This window comes from Brucella sp. JSBI001 (assembly GCF_026014005.1).
Taxonomy (GTDB): Bacteria; Pseudomonadota; Alphaproteobacteria; order Rhizobiales; family Rhizobiaceae; genus Brucella; species Brucella anthropi.
Genome location: NZ_CP110339.1, coordinates 2575249 through 2591247, shown reverse-complemented (window position 1 = coordinate 2591247; position 15999 = coordinate 2575249). Strand labels below are relative to the sequence as shown.

Below are 15999 nucleotides of genomic sequence, written 5' to 3'. Positions count from 1 at the left end.
AAACTCTAACGGAAAGTTTTATGCTGGTTTCGTCGTCTTGGCTCAAAAGCAGGTTCGTTCGGTCTGCCGCAGCTGCACTGCTGGCCGGTCTCGTGCCGACGGCTGCACTCGCTCACCCGCATGTCTTTGCCGACGCACGACTGGAACTGACCATAGCCCCCGATGGCACAGTGCAACAGCTTGCGCATGTCTGGCGTTTCGACGACGTTTTCTCCTCCACCGTCCTGATGGAATTCGACAAGAATGGCGATCTGCAGCTCAACAAGAATGAATTGATCGACCTCGGCCATGTCATCAACGGCTCGATTGCCGAGTTCAAATATTTCCAGACCGTTCTGGACGATGGCAAGGACGTGAAAATGGCGAGGCCAACCGACCTCGCAGCAGATTTCACCGACAATCGCCTGCTCATCATCTTTACGAGCAAGCCTGAAAAGCCGTTGAAACTCGCCCCCGGCCACAAGGTCAGCTTCGGCGTCTACGACCCGACTTTCTATACTGCTATCGATTACATGAACGACCGCGATCTGGTTGTGAAAGGCCTGCCCGCAGGCTGCACCTCCAAGGTCGTGCGCCCCAATCCGGATGAAGCGCTCGCCCAGAATCAGGCGACACTGACCGATGCCTTCTTCAACGATCCGGCAGGCACGGACATGTCGAAAATATTCGCGACCCGTCTTGAGATAGACTGCGAACCGAAAGGGAAAACAGGCTGATGAGAAAACAGGCTACCTTTATTCTAACCCTCTGCCTTACGATAATCGTTGCGCAGGCCTATGCGCAGTCATCGCTCGGCATTGGTGCGAATGAGGTGGCGATGAAGCCAACCGGGCCTTTCGCGCACATCATTCTCTGGATGAACGAACAGCAGCGCTCGTTTTATCTCGCCATGACCAATGCGTTGAAAGCCATGCGTGAAGATCCTTGGCAGGCTTCGGTTCTGGTCGGACTTTCCTTCGTCTATGGCATTTTTCATGCGGCAGGGCCCGGCCATGGCAAGGCGGTCATCTCGTCCTACATGATCGCCAACGAAACGGCGCTGCGGCGCGGCATCTTCCTGTCGTTCATTTCGTCGGTTTTGCAGGCCATCATGGCCATCGCCGTGGTCGGCCTCGCATGGTTCCTACTGCGTGGCACCGGCATTTCCATGAATCAGACCGCGCGCTACATGGAAATTGCAAGTTTTGCGCTTGTCCTGTTTTTCGGCCTTTGGCTTCTGGCGCGCAAACTACCGCTACTTTTCAAGAAGCAAGACGATGCAAGCCCCAGCCCGGCCTCGTCGCTTTTTGCCGCAGCACCCGAACCGGCAATGGCTTCCGGTCCGGCATGGCAGGGCAGTATTTCGCAGACCACGCGCGCGGCGGCTGCCACAAGCACAGTAAAGCTCAATTACAAACCCGCAACCGCTACTGCATCGGATCATATCTTCATTGGCGAGGGCGATGTGTGCGCCGCGTGCGGTAACGCCCATATTGCCGATCCGTCGACGCTCGGCGACGACTTCAACTGGAAAACGGCGTGGTCGGCGATTTTCTCGGTGGGCCTGCGTCCCTGTTCGGGTGCGCTGATCGTGCTGACTTTCGCGCTTTTGAATGGTCTGATGGTCGGCGGACTGCTCTCAGTCTTCGCCATGGCGTTCGGCACATTCATCACCGTGGCTGTTCTTGCCACGCTGGCTGTCACGGCAAAAAACACGGCCCTGCGATTTGCAGGCAGCAATGCCATGTCCGGACGGCTAAAGGCGGCAATCGAAGTTGCCGCCGCCCTGTTCATCGCGCTGACAGGTGCGCTTTTGCTCAGCGCTTCGCTGGTTGGTTAATCCTTGTTCTGGCGGCGCGAGCGCAGCCAAAAAATGGCGAAGAAGCCCAGAACGAAAACAATCGGGAAAATGATCGCCGCGATTTGCGAGCGCTCGCCCAGTGCCAGCATGATGCTGGGCACGAAATAGGCAAGCACCCCGAAGCCGATCAGGATGATGGCGGCAGCAATTGCCGGATTGCTCTTCTTACGCTCAGCCAAGATCACGAAACTCCTCCAGCTTCTTCTTCTGCTGACCGTCATTATCAAAGTTTTCCGGCGCAAGCCATGCCTGATAGGCTTTCTTCAAGGCAGGCCACTCGCTGTCGAGAATGGAAAACCATGCCGTATCGCGGTTCTTGCCTTTCGCCACCATATGCTGACGGAAAATCCCCTCGAACGAAAAGCCGAAGCGCTCCGCGGCCCGCTTGGACGGCAGATTGTCGTTGTTGCACTTCCATTCGTAGCGACGATAGCCAAGCTCGTCGAAAATATACTGCATGAACAGGAATTGTGCTTCGGTGGCGGCGGGCTTGCGCGAAATCAATGGTCCCCAATAGATGTTGCCGATTTCAATCGCGCCGTGAGCGGAATCGATGCGCATCAGGGTCTGGCGTCCGGCGACCTTGCCGCTGGCCTTATCGATGACGGCGAAAAACTGCGGGTCTTCGCTTTTCGCCACCTTTTCCAGCCAGGGCTCGAATTCTTCGCGGGTTGCGGGCGGAAACTCGAACAGCCACGTAAAGCGCTGATCCGCGTCGGTGACCGACGAAGCGGCGAAAAGTTCGTCCCCATGCTTCTTCGGGTCCAGCGGCTCCAGCCGCACATAACGGCCTTCAAGCACTTTGCGTTCCGGTTTGGGGCGTGGCGTCCAGTTCTGCAAATCAGTCATGCCTATTCTCCCGTTCGACAAAGACAGGAGCATAAAAGAAGCGGGCCGAAAACCGGATTATTGTCCCCGCGTCATTTTTCCCGAATAGCCGCCCGATCCACCGAAACCGCCTTCACCAGCGCGACCACATGATCACCCGATTGCAGCGCCAGTTCGTCAACCGAGCGCCGCGTCAGCCGTGCACCGAGACGACGGCCTTGGAAGTCCAGCGAGACATAGGCATTCGGGCCATCATCCGCCGTAATGGCAGTGACGGTCACCGGCAGCACATTGCGGATGCTGATCGCTTCCGGCACCTTGCGTGCGATGGAGACGTCGCGCGCACGCACGCGCAGCCGCACATGCATATTCTGTTTCAGCCCCGCATCGCTGAGCTGGAACGACGCGCCGCCGAGATCGATTTCCGCCAATTTGTAGCGCTCGTCGTAAGACGAAACCAGCCCTTCCAGCAGCACACCGCCACTCTCGCCTTCTGCATTGATCAGTGGAAAGACATCCGTCGCCGTACCGCTTGCGGTCACCTTACCGCCAGACAGAAGCACGATTTCGTCGGCAAGCCGCGCAACCTCATCGATTTCATGGCTCACATAGACAATCGGCACATGGCTTTCATCGCGAAGACGCTCGATAAAGGGCAGAATTTCCTGCCGGCGCGCATGGTCGAGTGAAGAAAGCGGCTCGTCCAGCAAAAGAAGTGCGGGATCAGACAACAGCGCGCGACCAATGGCGACACGCTGGCGCTCGCCACCTGAAAGTGTGGACGGTCGCCTGTCGAGAAGATCATCAATGCCGAGCAGCGCCACCACCTCGTCAAAGCTCCGCGTCGCCTGCCTGTGCCCGGCCCAACGCGCATAAGTCAGGTTCCGCTTCACGCTCATATGCGGAAACAACCGCGCTTCCTGAAACACATAGCCGATGCGGCGCTTTTCCGGCGGAAGATTGACACCCTTTTCGGCATCGAACAGTGTGAAGTCACCCACGGCAATGCGTCCGCTCTCCGGACGGAGTGTTCCGGCAATCATTTTCAGAAGCGTCGTCTTGCCGGCGCCCGAATGGCCAAACAATGCAGTCACGCCCCAGTCGGCGGCGAAATCAGCCTCGACAGGAAACCTGCCATTGCGCCCTTTGATCGAGACAGCAAGCCCGCTCATTTTGTCGCTCCCGCAAGCCTGCGCTGCAACCACTCGGAAAGGACCACGGCGGCAATTGAGATAGCTGCAGATATGGCAATCAAACGGAATGCTTCGGCATCACCCGTTGGCGTCTGCATCAGGGCATAAATGGCAAGCGAAAGGGTCTGCGTTTCGCCGGGAATGTTGGATACGAATGTGATCGTAGCGCCAAACTCACCCAGAGCCTTGGCAAAACCAAGCACTGCGCCTGCAAGCACACCGGGCAGCAAGGGCGGCAGAATGACCGTGAAGAAGGCCGTGAACCGGTTCGCGCCAAGCGTGCGCGCCGCTTCCTCTAGCCCGCGATCAAGCCCCTCTATCGAAAGCCGGATCGGCCGGACGAGCAACGGAAACGCCATGACACCGGCGGCAAGTGCGGCGCCCGTCCAGCGAAAGGCAAAGGAAAGACCGAACAATTCCTGCAGAGGCGCTCCCAGAGCGCCCCGCGCGCCAAACAGGATTAAAAGCAGATAGCCCGTCACCACCGGCGGCAGGACCAGCGGCATGGTGATGATAGCCTGCGCCAGAGACTTGCCCGGAAAATTGAACCGGGCAAGAATCCAGGCGACGATAAAGGCAACTGGCAGCGCAACAATGATGGCTATTCCGGCAACCCGGAGCGACAGAGACACAATCTGCCAGACATTACTCTCAATCATCTTTGGCCATCACTATTCAGCAGCTTCCGCAGCTCCCACAAAGCCCTTGTCCTTGATGATCGCCTGACCGGCATCGCTTTCAAGGAAAGCCAAGAAAGCCTTGGCGGCATCAGTTTCGTTCTTCGCAACAAGTGCCGCCGGGTAAAGGATCGGGGCGTGGCTGCTTGCCGGGAAGCGATAGGCTTCGACCAGTTCCGGTGCTGCGGCACGGTCCGACGCGTAGACGATGGCCGCCTTCACTTCCGCGCGGCTGACATATTGCAGCGCAACGCGAACATTCTCGGCAAACACGCCATTCTTCTCGACGTCTTTCCAAATGTTGAGCTTTTCAAGCGCTGCCTTGCCGTATTTGCCCGCCGGGACATTTGACGGATCACCCATGGCAAAACGACCGGCGCTCAAAAGCTCCTTGGCGTCACCCTTCGGCGTGTCTTTCTGCGTTGCAATCACCAGCGCATTGCCGGCGATCACCTTGCGTGAAGCCTTGTCGATGGCATCGGCCTTTTCGACATAATCCATCCAGTCGAGATCGGCGGAAATGAAAATCTGCGCCGGAGCGCCCTGCTCGATCTGCTTGGCCAGAACCGACGAAGATGCAAACGACGCGACCACTTCGGTACCGTCCTTGGCCTTCATCTGTTTGGCAGCTTCTTCGATAACGTCTTTCATGCTGGCGGCAGCGAAAACGGTCACCTTCTCGGCAGCATGGGCAACCGAGGCGGTACCCGCAGCAACGGTGATGAGAAATGCGGCGATCAGTTTCTTCATGAATATCCTCCATATTGCCTGCGACGACAGGCAAACCATCATCCGCCGGAAAACCGGCGCTGTTTCTGTATGAGCATTGGAGATTTCCTATGCCCCGACTTGCGATGATGGGTGTGATGGAGGCAAACGCGACCCGGATGCCGTCAAACCCTTGATGCACGGGCGTCCATGCAAAAGCCGCCCAAATTCCGTAACGAATTCAGATCGTTCCGGAACCAGAGCCACCATAATGGGATGAAATCTGTTTGACCAGCCCTGTGGGGAGCATGCGGCAATAGAGCATTTCCTGTTTTGATTAAAACATTGGAAATGCTCTATTGTTTTGTTCTGACGCGCATCTTGTCCGAAACCGTTTCGCACTTTTCGGGATGCGCTTTAGAGCATTGCCGCAAAATGCCGTCAGCTGCCGATATGTTTGTGCGCCCCGCGCATTTCGGCGAGCTTCACCTGCTTCTGGCGTTCTGCGTAGCGGGCGCGATCTTCCGGCGTGCGCTCGTCATAACAACCGGCACAGGAAACGCCTTCCTCGAAAAACTGTGAAAGCTTGTCCTCCGGCGAAATCGGGCGGCGGCAAGCGCGGCACAGTTCGACATCGCTTTCAGCAAGGCCATGGCCCACGGCCACACGCTCGTCGAACACAAAGCACTCGCCGTTCCACATGCTGTCTTCACGCGGAACTTCCTCAAGATATTTCAGGATACCGCCCTTTAGATGAAAGACATCGTCGAAGCCCAGCCCCTTGACGAAGGCCGTTGCCTTTTCGCAGCGAATACCGCCTGTGCAAAACATGGCGATCTTCTTGCCTTCCAGCTTGTCGCGGTTCTGCTCGACCCATTCGGGGAACTCGCGAAAAGTCTTGGTCTGCGGATCAAGCGCCCCTTCGAATGTGCCGATGGCATATTCATAATCGTTGCGCGTATCGACCACGACGGTGTTCTCATCGGCGATGAGTGCGTTCCAGTCCTGCGGCGCGATATAGGTGCCGACGCTTTTCAGCGGATCGATACCATCGACACCCATGGTGACGATCTCACGCTTCAGCCGCACCTTCATGCGATGGAACGGCATTTCGGTCGCATGGGAATATTTTAGCTCCGGGTCAGCCAGACCGGGGATAGCCGTGATGTGCTGCACCAGCCTTTCAATTGCGTGGGGTGTGCCTGCAACCGTCCCGTTGATGCCTTCCGCCGCCAGAAGCAGCGTTCCCTTGATGCCATTCGAACAGCAAAGCCTGGCAAGCGGCTCGCGCAGGCTTTCATATTGCGGGAGCGGCGCAAAGCAATAAAGGGCGGCAACGGTGAAAGGCAAATTGCTCATCGGTTCTATCTTCTTTGAAAACTATCCCGCAACTAATCCCCACAAACGGCGAATTCAAGTCAACTTTATCCTCATGCGACCAAGACGCCCCAAAATCCGCCTCGAAGACCACTTTTCGAGGAGAGAGATATGTTCGACAGCCAGACAATTGCAGCCCTGACGACAATGGCAGATGAGACGAAGATCAACCCGGCGGCTTTGCTGGCAATTGCGGAAGTGGAAAGCGGCGGGCAGGCGCTATTCGATATCAGCGGAGGCAAGGAACCGGCCATCCGGTTCGAAGGGCATTATTTTGACCGCAGGCTGTCCGGTCGTCTGCGTGACTACGCGAGAAGCAACGGCCTGTCCGCCCCAGTCGCAGGCCAGATACGCAATCCGAAATCGCAAACCGCGCGCTGGCTTCTGCTTGAACGTGCGATGGGCTTGAGCAAAAAGGCAGCGCTCGAATCCACCTCCTGGGGGCTGGGGCAGGTTATGGGTGCGCATTGGGAATGGCTTGGTTATGCCACCGTTGATGAACTTGTGGCGGAAGCACGCGGATCGATTGCCGGGCAGGCGCGGCTGATGCTGCGCTTCATCGAAAAGGCAGAGCTTCTCGACGTGCTGAAGGCCCGTAACTGGCGCGAGTTCGCCCGACGCTATAACGGCCCGGCTTTTGCCCGCAACGAATATGACAAACGCATGGCCGAAGCCTATCAGCGCTGGCAAAAGCGGCTTGAGAACTTTAAAAGAGCCGCGTGATCAAGCCTTCTTCAATGGTGGACAAACCGACGAAGGAGATTTAAATCGATTTATCCACTCAAACAGCCGAGCAAGCCGATGTCCCAGAAAACCGATCTTCTCGTCCCCATCATGACAGGCCAGCCGGTCATTCCGGTTCTGTTGATCGACAAGGTGGAACATGCTGTTCCGCTGGCACGCGCGCTTGCCAAAGGCGGATTGCCAGCAATCGAAATCACCCTGCGCACGGCTGCCGCACTCGATGCCATCCGCGCGGTTGCGTCGGAAGTGCCGGAAGCAATCGTCGGTGCCGGGACGATCCTCAATGCCAAACAATATGAGGATGCAGCGAAAGCTGGTTCGCGCTTCATCGTCAGCCCCGGCGCAACGAAATACATCGTCGCTGCCGCCAACGACAGCGACGTGCCACTTCTGCCCGCCGCCATTACGCCGAGCGAAATGCTGGCGCTCCGCGAAGAGGGCTATACCCATCTGAAATTCTTCCCCGCTGAACAGGCTGGCGGCGCATCGTTCCTGAAGGCGCTGTCCTCTCCGCTGGCCGGAACCTTCTTCTGCCCGACAGGCGGCATCAGCCTTGCAAACGCCAGGAATTACCTGTCGCTGCCGAACGTCGTCTGCGTCGGCGGCTCCTGGGTTGCACCGAAAGAACTCGTCGAGGCTGGCGACTGGGATGCAATCACCGACCTTGCAAGCGAAGCAGCTGATCTGAAAAGCTGAGTAAGCTCATATGGGATGTAAAAAGGGGCCTCGAAGGCCCCTTTTCTTTTGGTTTGTCATCGTTTGGATGGCGATCAGTTGGTTTCCGTGAACTTGGCCACTGTCAGGAAGGTAACGGCATTGCCGCTGAACTGGTTGGCGCGTTCGGTCGGCAGATTGCCACGCTGGAAACCTGCCGTGTAGACCATGGCCGGTGCAGAGCGCATCGCATCGTTGCGGAGGACCGGATTGGTCACCGGTATGGTGCTCGACACCGATTCCGTCGACATGGCGACTTCCGAAGTTGGCATTACCGCAGGCTGGACAACTGCACGCGGCTTGGACTGGGCCTTGGCTACATAACGTCCGCCCTTCGCGGTGGTACGAACGCCCGTCTCGGCTGCCTTGCCAATCGCTGCGACCCGTTTATGGACTGCGGCAGAAGCAGTGGCTGTCGGCTTTGCCGGTGCCGTGCGGGCAACCGAAGCTGTCTGCACAGCTGCCGGAGCCTGTTTTGGCGCAGAGTCTGCAACCGGCTTGCTGTCATAATAATCGTCAGAAGGCGGTGCGATCAGTTCGCCGATCTCATCCCTCTTGGAAAGCAGGGCAAGCTGCGTGTTGGCACGCGGCGCTTCCTTCGGCAGCGGGAACGCTGCTGTTTCGCCCGGCTGCGGCACAGCCGCATTGCCTGCATCGGCAAGCTGCGTCGGTTCGGCCTGCTGGCTATTGACCAGCGCGGCAATCGCATCCTGACCGTTTGTGGCAGTGTTTTCACCCGGACGCGTCGGACGCGCTGACGGCACCACCGCAGCTGCAAGCTGCATATTATCCGTTTCAAGCTGCGGGCGAGCCGACGGGATTGGCACAAAACCATTCATCAGCGGCGAAGGCGTGCCAGCATCGGCAACCTGAACCGTATTCGCATCCACGGCGGCACGGGCGGCAGCTGCCGCATCGGCGGCAGGCTCCGCTGCGGCGAGCGCGACGGCATCCTGTGGCGCCATTGCGGGTTTGCGAGCCGGGATAGGAACGTTTAGTGCGGCGACCGGGACTTCGGCTGCGGCCTGTGCATCAAGGCCCGTTTCCGGACGCGGTGCCTGTACCGGAAGCGGAGCATCGCGGGCAGGCAGAGCAGCAACCATGGTTTCACGCGGCTGCTGGACCGGCTCTTCCGGAACCGCTGCCGGAGCCTGACGCGCAGGCGCGGCGCGAGCCGGCCGTGCCGTCGCCGGCGGGGCGCTCACATCACCAGTGTCTTCTTCTTCGTCGGCACCGCCGCCAAACAGCGCACCGAACAGGCTCTTGCTGCGACGCGGCGCGGAATTGCTGGCCATCAAAATCTCGCCGCCACCGGCCTTGCGCTTCTCGATCATGGCCAATGCCTGCTCATAGCCCGGCAACGGCTTGCCGTCTGCTGGAAGGTGAGCGGTCTTGCCATCCGGGAAGAGTGCGAGCAGTTCGCGGCGGCTCATGCGCGGCCAGGAGCGAACATTGCCAACATCCATGTGGACGAATGGCGAGCCGGAACGCGGATAATAACCAACGCCACCAATCTGATAGCGCATGCCGATGCCGCGTAATTTTGCCAAAGGTACGCCAGGAATATAGAAGTCCATCGCCCGGCCGAGCATATGCTGGCTCTTCTTGGCAACGCCGGTCTTCGCGGAACGCGAGCGCAGCATGGCATTGGTGGCCGGTGAACGATAAGCGGAAACGACGGTGATATACTGACTCGATCCAGTGGAGCGATAGACCTGCCAGACCAGATCGAACAGGCGCGGGTCCATCTTGGTCGGCTCGTTGCGGCGCCAGTCTCGCAGGAAAACGTTCAGCTTCTTCAAACCCTGGGCGTCAAAGCGACCGTTTCTCTTGAAGACGATTTCCGCTTTTTCACCGGTGTGAACGTAATAAAGCTTGAGAGAGCGGGTTTCAGCCGAAGCCTGCGAAGGAGACAGCGCCATGAGAACCGCAGCAGCGGCAAGGGCAGACGGAACGGACATAGATGCCTTCATCCCGGTCCAAACCTTCGCAAAGCGCGCTTTAATGGTCGATATGCTGTTCATCGAATCGTATCGCCTTACCGTTTTCCGCCCCAGAAGCATTCTCCAGGCATCCCTCGGGACTTTCTTTGTGGTGCCACAAAAAGCCTGCGTCCCAGTTCCGCTCGAGCTCCGATTGTCGGATTTAATGGTTAATGGACGCTTAGTGAACAACAAATGAGGAAACACCATGGCAAAAAAGCCACACACGCGCATCTATTTTTGTCATGGTTAAAAAATTATTAACAGTCTTTAATCGGCAACAGTACCTGCCAGGCGTGACAGCCAATCTATTATAAACGACTAAAATTCAATTGGTTACGCAGATTTCCGTCAACTGGCAGCACGGTTGAAAGGGGTAGTCTCCCCCTCCTCATCGGCACCCGGTCCCTTACCGGAAATCGACGTCACATCGATGCCATATTCCTTCAGCTTCCGGTAAAGTGTGGTTCTTCCAATGCCCAAACGACGAGCAACTTCACTGATTTGCCCGTCATAATGAGCAATCGCGAACCGGATCATTTCTTCTTCGGCTGCGGCAAGCGTGCGCACCTCGCCTGCCCCATCGATCCCGCTGAACAAGCCCGACTGACCACTCACCGTCGGATCGTGATCGACAAGGTTGAACCGAACCGATTGCTGCACTGCCCTTGCAGCCTCTGCCCCCGCACCGATCTGTGCGAAATCAGCTGCCGTCAGTTCGCCAGTCTCGCAGAGAAGGACGGCACGATAAACGGCATTTTTCAGCTCCCGCACATTGCCGGGCCAATGATAGGTCTTCAGCTTTTCCAGCGCATGGGTGGTGATGCCGGTGATGTGCCCCATCCGCTCTTCGCTGACATAGCGCATCATGAACTGATGCAGCAGGATCGGAATATCTTCCAGACGGTTGCGCAGCGGCGGCATAGCAACGGCAAAGGAGCCGAGCAGATGGTAAAGCCCTGCATGGAAACGCCCCATATGGACGAGATCCGCCAAAGGACGGCTGTTCGATGCCATTATGCGGGCGTTGGACAGCGCGCGCTCGCCTCCCCCGCCGGTTTCGAACTGGCCGGACTGCATGGCGGCAAAAAGCTTGATCTGCGTGTGGCGTGGCAGTGCACCCACCTCATCCAGAAAGAGCGTCCCACCATCGGCTTCCACGAGTTTTCCGAGGCTGCGGATGACATCATCCTCGCGGCGATCGCGCCGCGCGGTCGAAACGCCGAAGAAAACTTCGTCGGCATTGTCGACGGTCAAGGTACGGCAATCAACGGTCACGAAAGGGCCACGCCAGCGAGCACCGCCGCTGCAAATAGCGCGCGCCAGTGTTTCCTTGCCGCTGCCGGGCTCTCCTTCGATCAGAAGCGGTGCATCCAGCGCCGAGGCACGACGTGCCAGAATGCTGACCCGCTCCATTTCCGGGCTTTTGATCGCCATGTCGGAAAGTGTCAGATGAGCTTTCAGGGATGAGCGGGCGCGGCGGATTTCCTGCGTCAGCGCATCGATCTTCAGAACATTGGAAACCGAAACCTGCACACGCTCGAAGGCGACGGGCTTGGTCACAAAATCGACCGCGCCCATTTTCATTGCCAGCAGAACCGGCTGGAGATCATCATTCTGAACGAGAACAATAACAGGAACATTATTTCCAGCTTCGCGCATCCGGCGCAAAACGGTCAGGCCATCCATGTCCGGCATCGATAGATCAAGCAGCATCAGGACGATGTCCTTACGCTGGCTTACGAAACCGAGTGCGCTTGCTCCACCGTCAGCAAGAATGGTCCGATAGCCCATGCGCATGACTATCGCTTCAAGATTGCGCCGATGAATCGGATCGTCATCCGCTATGAGTATGCGCGTGGCCATTAACAGCTATCATCAACCTATGGAGTTCCCACGCCCAAAATACTTAAACAGTTTAAATGTCTCATATTCCAGGCGCGTTATTTGGAGGCAAGCCTTCGTCGAATGCAAGGTACTAAATGTACCTGAACGTCCCATTCACAAAAATTGTATCCTGAATCCACTCCCCGATTCAGGTATTTGCTTTTCTGCAATCCACCGCGGGACAGGCCATCACAAAATTTCGAGGCGCTTTTCCCACCTCTTGGCGATCCTGGCAAGACATGCGAGAAGAGGCCTAGTAGAGCGGTTCCGGTTAACGCGGAATCGTGGAACCGCTCTATCTCTTTGTTTGTACGCATTATCCGACGAAAAACCGTTTCGCACTTTTTCTGGAAATGCTCTTGGAGAATGTTCATGACCCGCTTTTCAGAATCCGTTTCCTTCAACAAGGTTTTGTACGCACCGGCCAGTGATGCGGTTGCTGCCGAAACGACTGACCTCGGCAACCTGCCGGAATGGAATCTGGGCGATCTTTATCCGTCTGCGGACAGCGCAGAACTGAAAAACGATATCGAAAAGGCTATGAAGGACGCTGCAGCCTTCGAGAAACGCTGGAAAGGCAAGCTCGGCGACGAAACAGCCAAGACCAATGGCGGCAATTTTGTCGATGCAATCAAGGAATTCGAGGCTCTGGACGAACTGATGGGCCGTATCGGCTCCTTCGCGGGCCTCTACTATTATGGCGACACGTCCGACCCGAAGCGCATGAAGCTTTTCGGTGATGTGCAGCAAAAGCTGACCGACGCCAGCACCCATCTCATTTTCTTCGGCCTTGAACTGAACCGCATCGAGGATGCAGTTCTCGAAAAGGCGATGAGCGATAACGAAGCCATTGGCCATTATCGCCCATGGCTGACCGATCTGCGCATGGACAAGCCATATCAGCTCGATGACAAGCTGGAGCAGCTCTTCCATGAAAAGTCGATTACCGGCTACAGCGCCTGGAACCGGCTGTTCGATGAAACGATGTCAGGGCTTCGCTTTGAAATCGATGGCAAGGAACTCAGCATCGAGCCGACGCTGAACATGCTTCAGGACGCCGATGGAGCCGTGCGTAAAAAAGCCTCCGATGCACTGGCAAAGACTTTTGCCGCCAATCTGCGCACATTCACGCTGATCACCAACACGCTCGCCAAGGACAAGGAAATCTCCGATCGCTGGCGCGGTTTTCAGGATATTGCCGACAGCCGCCACCTTGCCAACCGCGTCGAGCGGGAAGTGGTGGACGCACTCGCCAAGGCGGTGGAAGACGCCTATCCACGCCTTTCGCACCGTTATTATGCCCTGAAAGCCAAATGGCTCGGCCTCGAAAAGCTTGAAAACTGGGATCGCAACGCGCCGCTGCCGGAAACGCCGCAGGCGCTCATTCCTTGGGATGAAGCGCGCGATACCGTGCTTTCTGCCTATGGCAATTTCGCACCGGAAATGGCCGAGATTGCGAAGAAATTCTTCGACAGGAACTGGATCGACGCGCCGGTCCGCCCCGGTAAGGCGCCGGGCGCCTTTGCACATCCGACCGTTCCGTCTGCGCATCCTTACGTGCTTCTCAATTATATGGGCAAACCGCGCGATGTGATGACGCTGGCACATGAGCTGGGCCATGGCGTGCATCAGGTTCTGGCGGGTGGTCAGGGCGCTCTGATGGCCTCAACGCCACTGACGCTTGCTGAAACCGCATCCGTGTTCGGCGAAATGCTGACCTTCCGTTCGCTTCTGGAGCGCACGAAAGACAAGCGCGAGCGCAAGGCCATGCTGGCGCAGAAGGCCGAGGATATGATCAACACGGTCGTGCGCCAGATAGCCTTCTACCAGTTCGAACGTCGCGTCCACACCGAGCGCCGCGAAGGCGAACTGACCGCAGAACGCATCGGCGAAATCTGGATGGATGTGCAGCGCGAAAGCCTTGGCGATGCCGTCAATCTCAATTCGGGTTACGAAACCTTCTGGACCTATATCCCGCACTTCATCCATTCGCCATTCTATGTCTATGCCTATGCTTTCGGCGATTGTCTGGTGAACTCGCTTTATGCGGTCTACCAGAACTCGGAAAAGGGCTTCCAGCAGAAATATTTCGACATGCTGAAGGCTGGCGGGACCAAGCACCACAAGGAATTGCTTGCGCCGTTCGGTCTGGATGCAAGCGATCCGGATTTCTGGAGCAAGGGCCTGTCGGTGATCGAAGGCATCATCGACGAGCTTGAAGCCATGGAAGACCGAGCACTTGCGTGACTCACCAAAGCAATAAGCCGCTTATCCTGTTCCGGGATGACAAGGCGGGCCGCGATGTGCTTTTCACGGCCCCCTCATCGATCATTCGCGCCGACACACCTGATGAATTTGAACCCGCATGGGATGCGATGCAGGCGGCCCATAATGCCGGAAAATGGCTTGCGGGTTATCTATCCTATGAAGCCGGCTATCTTCTCGAGCCCAAGCTGAAGCCGTTGCTGCCAGAGGGACGCGATGCCCCGCTTCTCTGCTTCGGCGTGTTCGATGGCCCTTCCGACCAGTCTATGCACGGCCGCGGCGAAGACAATGCCACCTTTCTGCGCAATCCGGTCGCGCAATGGTCGTTTGACGACTATGCGCCCCGCTTCGAACGCTTGCACCAGCACTTGCGCGAAGGCGATTGCTATCAGGGCAACCTCACCTTTCCGATCCATGCGGAATGGGGCGGCGATCCGCTGATCCTGTTCAACATGCTCGCAAAACGTCAGCCGGTTCGCTACGCGACCTATTGCGATCTTGGTGGACCGGTTGTCCTGTCGCGCTCGCCGGAACTTTTCTTTGAAGTCGACGGCGACGGGTGGATTGAAACCCATCCGATGAAAGGCACCATGCCCCGCGGTGCGACGCCTGAAGAAGACGAGCAGAACCGCCAGTTTCTGCTGAACGACCCGAAGAATCAGGCCGAAAACCGTATGATCGTTGATCTGCTTCGCAACGACATTTCGCTTGTCAGCGAAGTAGGATCGCTCGATGTGCCGGAACTCTTCCGCATCGAAACCTATCCCACCGTCCACCAGATGATCAGCCGCGTGCGGGCCAGACTGAAAGAAAACCTGCCATTGCGCACGCTCTTTGCAGCCCTTTTTCCATGCGGCTCGATCACCGGCGCACCAAAGATCAGCGCCATGGAAATCCTGCGTAAACTGGAGGCCGGGCCGCGCGACATTTATTGCGGCTCGCTCGGCTGGATCGAGCCAAGCGGGCGGATGCGTTTCAACGTTGCCATTCGCACGATCTCGCTTCTCGATGAAAATCGTGCGATCTTCAACGTCGGGGGTGGCGTGGTCTTCGATTCCACGGCGCAAGCGGAGTACGAGGAATGTCTTCTGAAAGCACGGTTCGCGGCACTGTCGAGCCACACGGGGCGCAGGCTGTGATCATGGAGCCGGATTATCAGCTGATCGAAACCATGCGCTGGGAACCGCTCTCGGGCGTTTTACGCTTCGATTTGCATATGGCGCGTCTCGAAAATTCCGCCCGTGAACTCGGTTTTTCCTGCAATATGGAAGCTGTCCGGCAGAAGGTTTCAGAAAGCGGAACCGGTGAGCAGGCCCTGAAGGTGCGGCTGACACTTGCGCCCGATGGCGTGACCACTGTCTCGACCATACCTTTTGAGCCACTCTCCTGCCAGACGATCTGGCGAATCGCAATTGCCCGCACGCACCTTGATCACAATGATACTCTGTTGCGCCACAAGACGACGCGACGGCAGGCCTATATCGCAGCGCGCGAGGAGTACTCGCCGGCGGAGATCGACGAAGTCATCCTGCTCAATGATCGCGGCGAAGTCTGTGAGGGAACCATTACGTCGATATTTCTCGATGTTGGCGGCACGACCTGCACGACGCCCGCCCTATCATGCGGCCTCCTCGACGGGGTTCTGCGCCGTGAATTGCTGAACAACAATGTTGTCGAAGAGGGTATCGTTACCGTCGAAACGCTCAAAAATGCGCGCAACATTCTCGTCGGCAATTCGCTGCGCGGCATGATCCGCGCACAGCTGATCGAGGCTTAAAAAGCCA

15 protein-coding genes are annotated in these 15999 nt (G+C 57.4%); 7 read left to right on the top strand and 8 right to left on the bottom strand.

Translation table 11 applies throughout. The features are described from left to right. Positions 1-20 precede the first annotated feature (20 nt). Positions 21-716 carry a DUF1007 family protein gene (locus tag LJ361_RS12220; protein WP_264811618.1) on the top strand — a complete coding sequence of 232 codons (696 nt, stop codon included), beginning with the start codon at positions 21-23 and terminating at the stop codon, positions 714-716. Continuing rightward, positions 716-1819 (top strand): nickel/cobalt transporter, encoded by a 1104-nt coding sequence (locus LJ361_RS12215; RefSeq protein ID WP_264811617.1) that lies wholly within the window; start codon positions 716-718, stop codon positions 1817-1819. The genes LJ361_RS12220 and LJ361_RS12215 overlap by 1 nt, the downstream gene beginning before the upstream one ends. Here LJ361_RS12215 and LJ361_RS12210 read toward each other — a convergent pair. The 6 genes from LJ361_RS12210 to LJ361_RS12185 form a co-directional block, all read right to left on the bottom strand. Next, positions 1816-2025: a hypothetical protein gene (locus LJ361_RS12210; RefSeq protein WP_010660689.1), complete on the bottom strand. Its 210-nt coding sequence runs from the start codon at positions 2023-2025 to the stop codon at positions 1816-1818. The genes LJ361_RS12215 and LJ361_RS12210 overlap by 4 nt on opposite strands. Beyond that, positions 2012-2689 (bottom strand): GNAT family N-acetyltransferase, encoded by a 678-nt coding sequence (locus tag LJ361_RS12205; protein WP_264811616.1) that lies wholly within the window; start codon positions 2687-2689, stop codon positions 2012-2014. The genes LJ361_RS12210 and LJ361_RS12205 overlap by 14 nt, the downstream gene beginning before the upstream one ends. Positions 2690-2760: 71 nt before the next feature. Then, positions 2761-3840 (bottom strand): molybdenum ABC transporter ATP-binding protein, encoded by a 1080-nt coding sequence (gene modC, locus LJ361_RS12200; RefSeq protein WP_010660687.1) that lies wholly within the window; start codon positions 3838-3840, stop codon positions 2761-2763. After that, positions 3837-4520 carry a molybdate ABC transporter permease subunit gene (modB, locus tag LJ361_RS12195; RefSeq protein WP_264811615.1) on the bottom strand — a complete coding sequence of 228 codons (684 nt, stop codon included), beginning with the start codon at positions 4518-4520 and terminating at the stop codon, positions 3837-3839. The genes modC and modB overlap by 4 nt, the downstream gene beginning before the upstream one ends. A gap of 12 nt (positions 4521-4532) precedes the next feature. After that, a complete protein-coding gene (modA, locus tag LJ361_RS12190) occupies positions 4533-5288 on the bottom strand; it encodes a molybdate ABC transporter substrate-binding protein (protein ID WP_010660685.1) in 756 nt (251 codons plus the stop codon). Positions 5289-5687: 399 nt separating this feature from the next. Next, on the bottom strand, positions 5688-6605 hold the full coding sequence (locus tag LJ361_RS12185; protein ID WP_264811614.1) for a rhodanese-related sulfurtransferase: 918 nt from the start codon (positions 6603-6605) through the stop codon (positions 5688-5690). Positions 6606-6734: 129 nt separating this feature from the next. Between LJ361_RS12185 and LJ361_RS12180 the strand changes: the two genes are divergently transcribed. Both LJ361_RS12180 and LJ361_RS12175 read left to right on the top strand, forming a co-directional pair. Next, on the top strand, positions 6735-7346 hold the full coding sequence (locus tag LJ361_RS12180) for an N-acetylmuramidase family protein (RefSeq protein WP_264811613.1): 612 nt from the start codon (positions 6735-6737) through the stop codon (positions 7344-7346). 78 nt (positions 7347-7424) lie between these two features. Further along, positions 7425-8063: a 2-dehydro-3-deoxy-phosphogluconate aldolase gene (locus LJ361_RS12175; RefSeq protein WP_012093548.1), complete on the top strand. Its 639-nt coding sequence runs from the start codon at positions 7425-7427 to the stop codon at positions 8061-8063. 74 nt (positions 8064-8137) lie between these two features. On the opposite strand, the gene LJ361_RS12170 is transcribed toward LJ361_RS12175, so the two are convergent. Beyond that, a complete protein-coding gene (locus LJ361_RS12170) occupies positions 8138-10054 on the bottom strand; it encodes a DUF882 domain-containing protein (protein WP_264813597.1) in 1917 nt (638 codons plus the stop codon). Between the two features lie 360 nt (positions 10055-10414). Beyond that, the gene (locus LJ361_RS12165; protein WP_264811612.1) at positions 10415-11929 is read right to left on the bottom strand and encodes a sigma-54-dependent transcriptional regulator; all 1515 of its coding nucleotides are present in this window, start codon (positions 11927-11929) and stop codon (positions 10415-10417) included. A gap of 393 nt (positions 11930-12322) precedes the next feature. On the opposite strand from LJ361_RS12165, the gene LJ361_RS12160 reads away from it, so the two are divergent. The 3 genes from LJ361_RS12160 to LJ361_RS12150 are packed head-to-tail and all read left to right on the top strand — an operon-like array spanning position 12323 to position 15992. After that, a complete protein-coding gene (locus LJ361_RS12160; protein WP_264811611.1) occupies positions 12323-14197 on the top strand; it encodes a M3 family oligoendopeptidase in 1875 nt (624 codons plus the stop codon). Beyond that, entirely contained in the window at positions 14194-15354 is a 1161-nt protein-coding gene (locus LJ361_RS12155) for an aminodeoxychorismate synthase component I (RefSeq protein ID WP_264811610.1), read from the top strand. The genes LJ361_RS12160 and LJ361_RS12155 overlap by 4 nt, the downstream gene beginning before the upstream one ends. Further along, a complete protein-coding gene (locus LJ361_RS12150; protein WP_036588086.1) occupies positions 15297-15992 on the top strand; it encodes an aminotransferase class IV family protein in 696 nt (231 codons plus the stop codon). Before LJ361_RS12155 ends, LJ361_RS12150 begins: the two co-directional genes overlap by 58 nt. The last annotated feature ends 7 nt before the right edge of the window (positions 15993-15999 follow it).

What these genes read in the sequence shown, in the direction of transcription:
- LJ361_RS12220 (WP_264811618.1), top strand. Translation starts at nt 21, where the DNA reads ATGCTGGTTTCGTCGTCTTGGCTCAAAAGCAGGTTCGTTCGGTCTGCC.
- LJ361_RS12215 (WP_264811617.1), top strand. Translation starts at nt 716, where the DNA reads ATGAGAAAACAGGCTACCTTTATTCTAACCCTCTGCCTTACGATAATC.
- LJ361_RS12205 (WP_264811616.1), bottom strand. Translation starts at nt 2,689, where the DNA reads ATGACTGATTTGCAGAACTGGACGCCACGCCCCAAACCGGAACGCAAA.
- modC (WP_010660687.1), bottom strand. Translation starts at nt 3,840, where the DNA reads ATGAGCGGGCTTGCTGTCTCGATCAAAGGGCGCAATGGCAGGTTTCCT.
- modB (WP_264811615.1), bottom strand. Translation starts at nt 4,520, where the DNA reads ATGATTGAGAGTAATGTCTGGCAGATTGTGTCTCTGTCGCTCCGGGTT.
- modA (WP_010660685.1), bottom strand. Translation starts at nt 5,288, where the DNA reads ATGAAGAAACTGATCGCCGCATTTCTCATCACCGTTGCTGCGGGTACC.
- LJ361_RS12185 (WP_264811614.1), bottom strand. Translation starts at nt 6,605, where the DNA reads ATGAGCAATTTGCCTTTCACCGTTGCCGCCCTTTATTGCTTTGCGCCG.
- LJ361_RS12180 (WP_264811613.1), top strand. Translation starts at nt 6,735, where the DNA reads ATGTTCGACAGCCAGACAATTGCAGCCCTGACGACAATGGCAGATGAG.
- LJ361_RS12175 (WP_012093548.1), top strand. Translation starts at nt 7,425, where the DNA reads ATGTCCCAGAAAACCGATCTTCTCGTCCCCATCATGACAGGCCAGCCG.
- LJ361_RS12170 (WP_264813597.1), bottom strand. Translation starts at nt 10,054, where the DNA reads ATGAAGGCATCTATGTCCGTTCCGTCTGCCCTTGCCGCTGCTGCGGTT.
- LJ361_RS12165 (WP_264811612.1), bottom strand. Translation starts at nt 11,929, where the DNA reads ATGGCCACGCGCATACTCATAGCGGATGACGATCCGATTCATCGGCGC.
- LJ361_RS12160 (WP_264811611.1), top strand. Translation starts at nt 12,323, where the DNA reads ATGACCCGCTTTTCAGAATCCGTTTCCTTCAACAAGGTTTTGTACGCA.
- LJ361_RS12150 (WP_036588086.1), top strand. Translation starts at nt 15,297, where the DNA reads ATGTCTTCTGAAAGCACGGTTCGCGGCACTGTCGAGCCACACGGGGCG.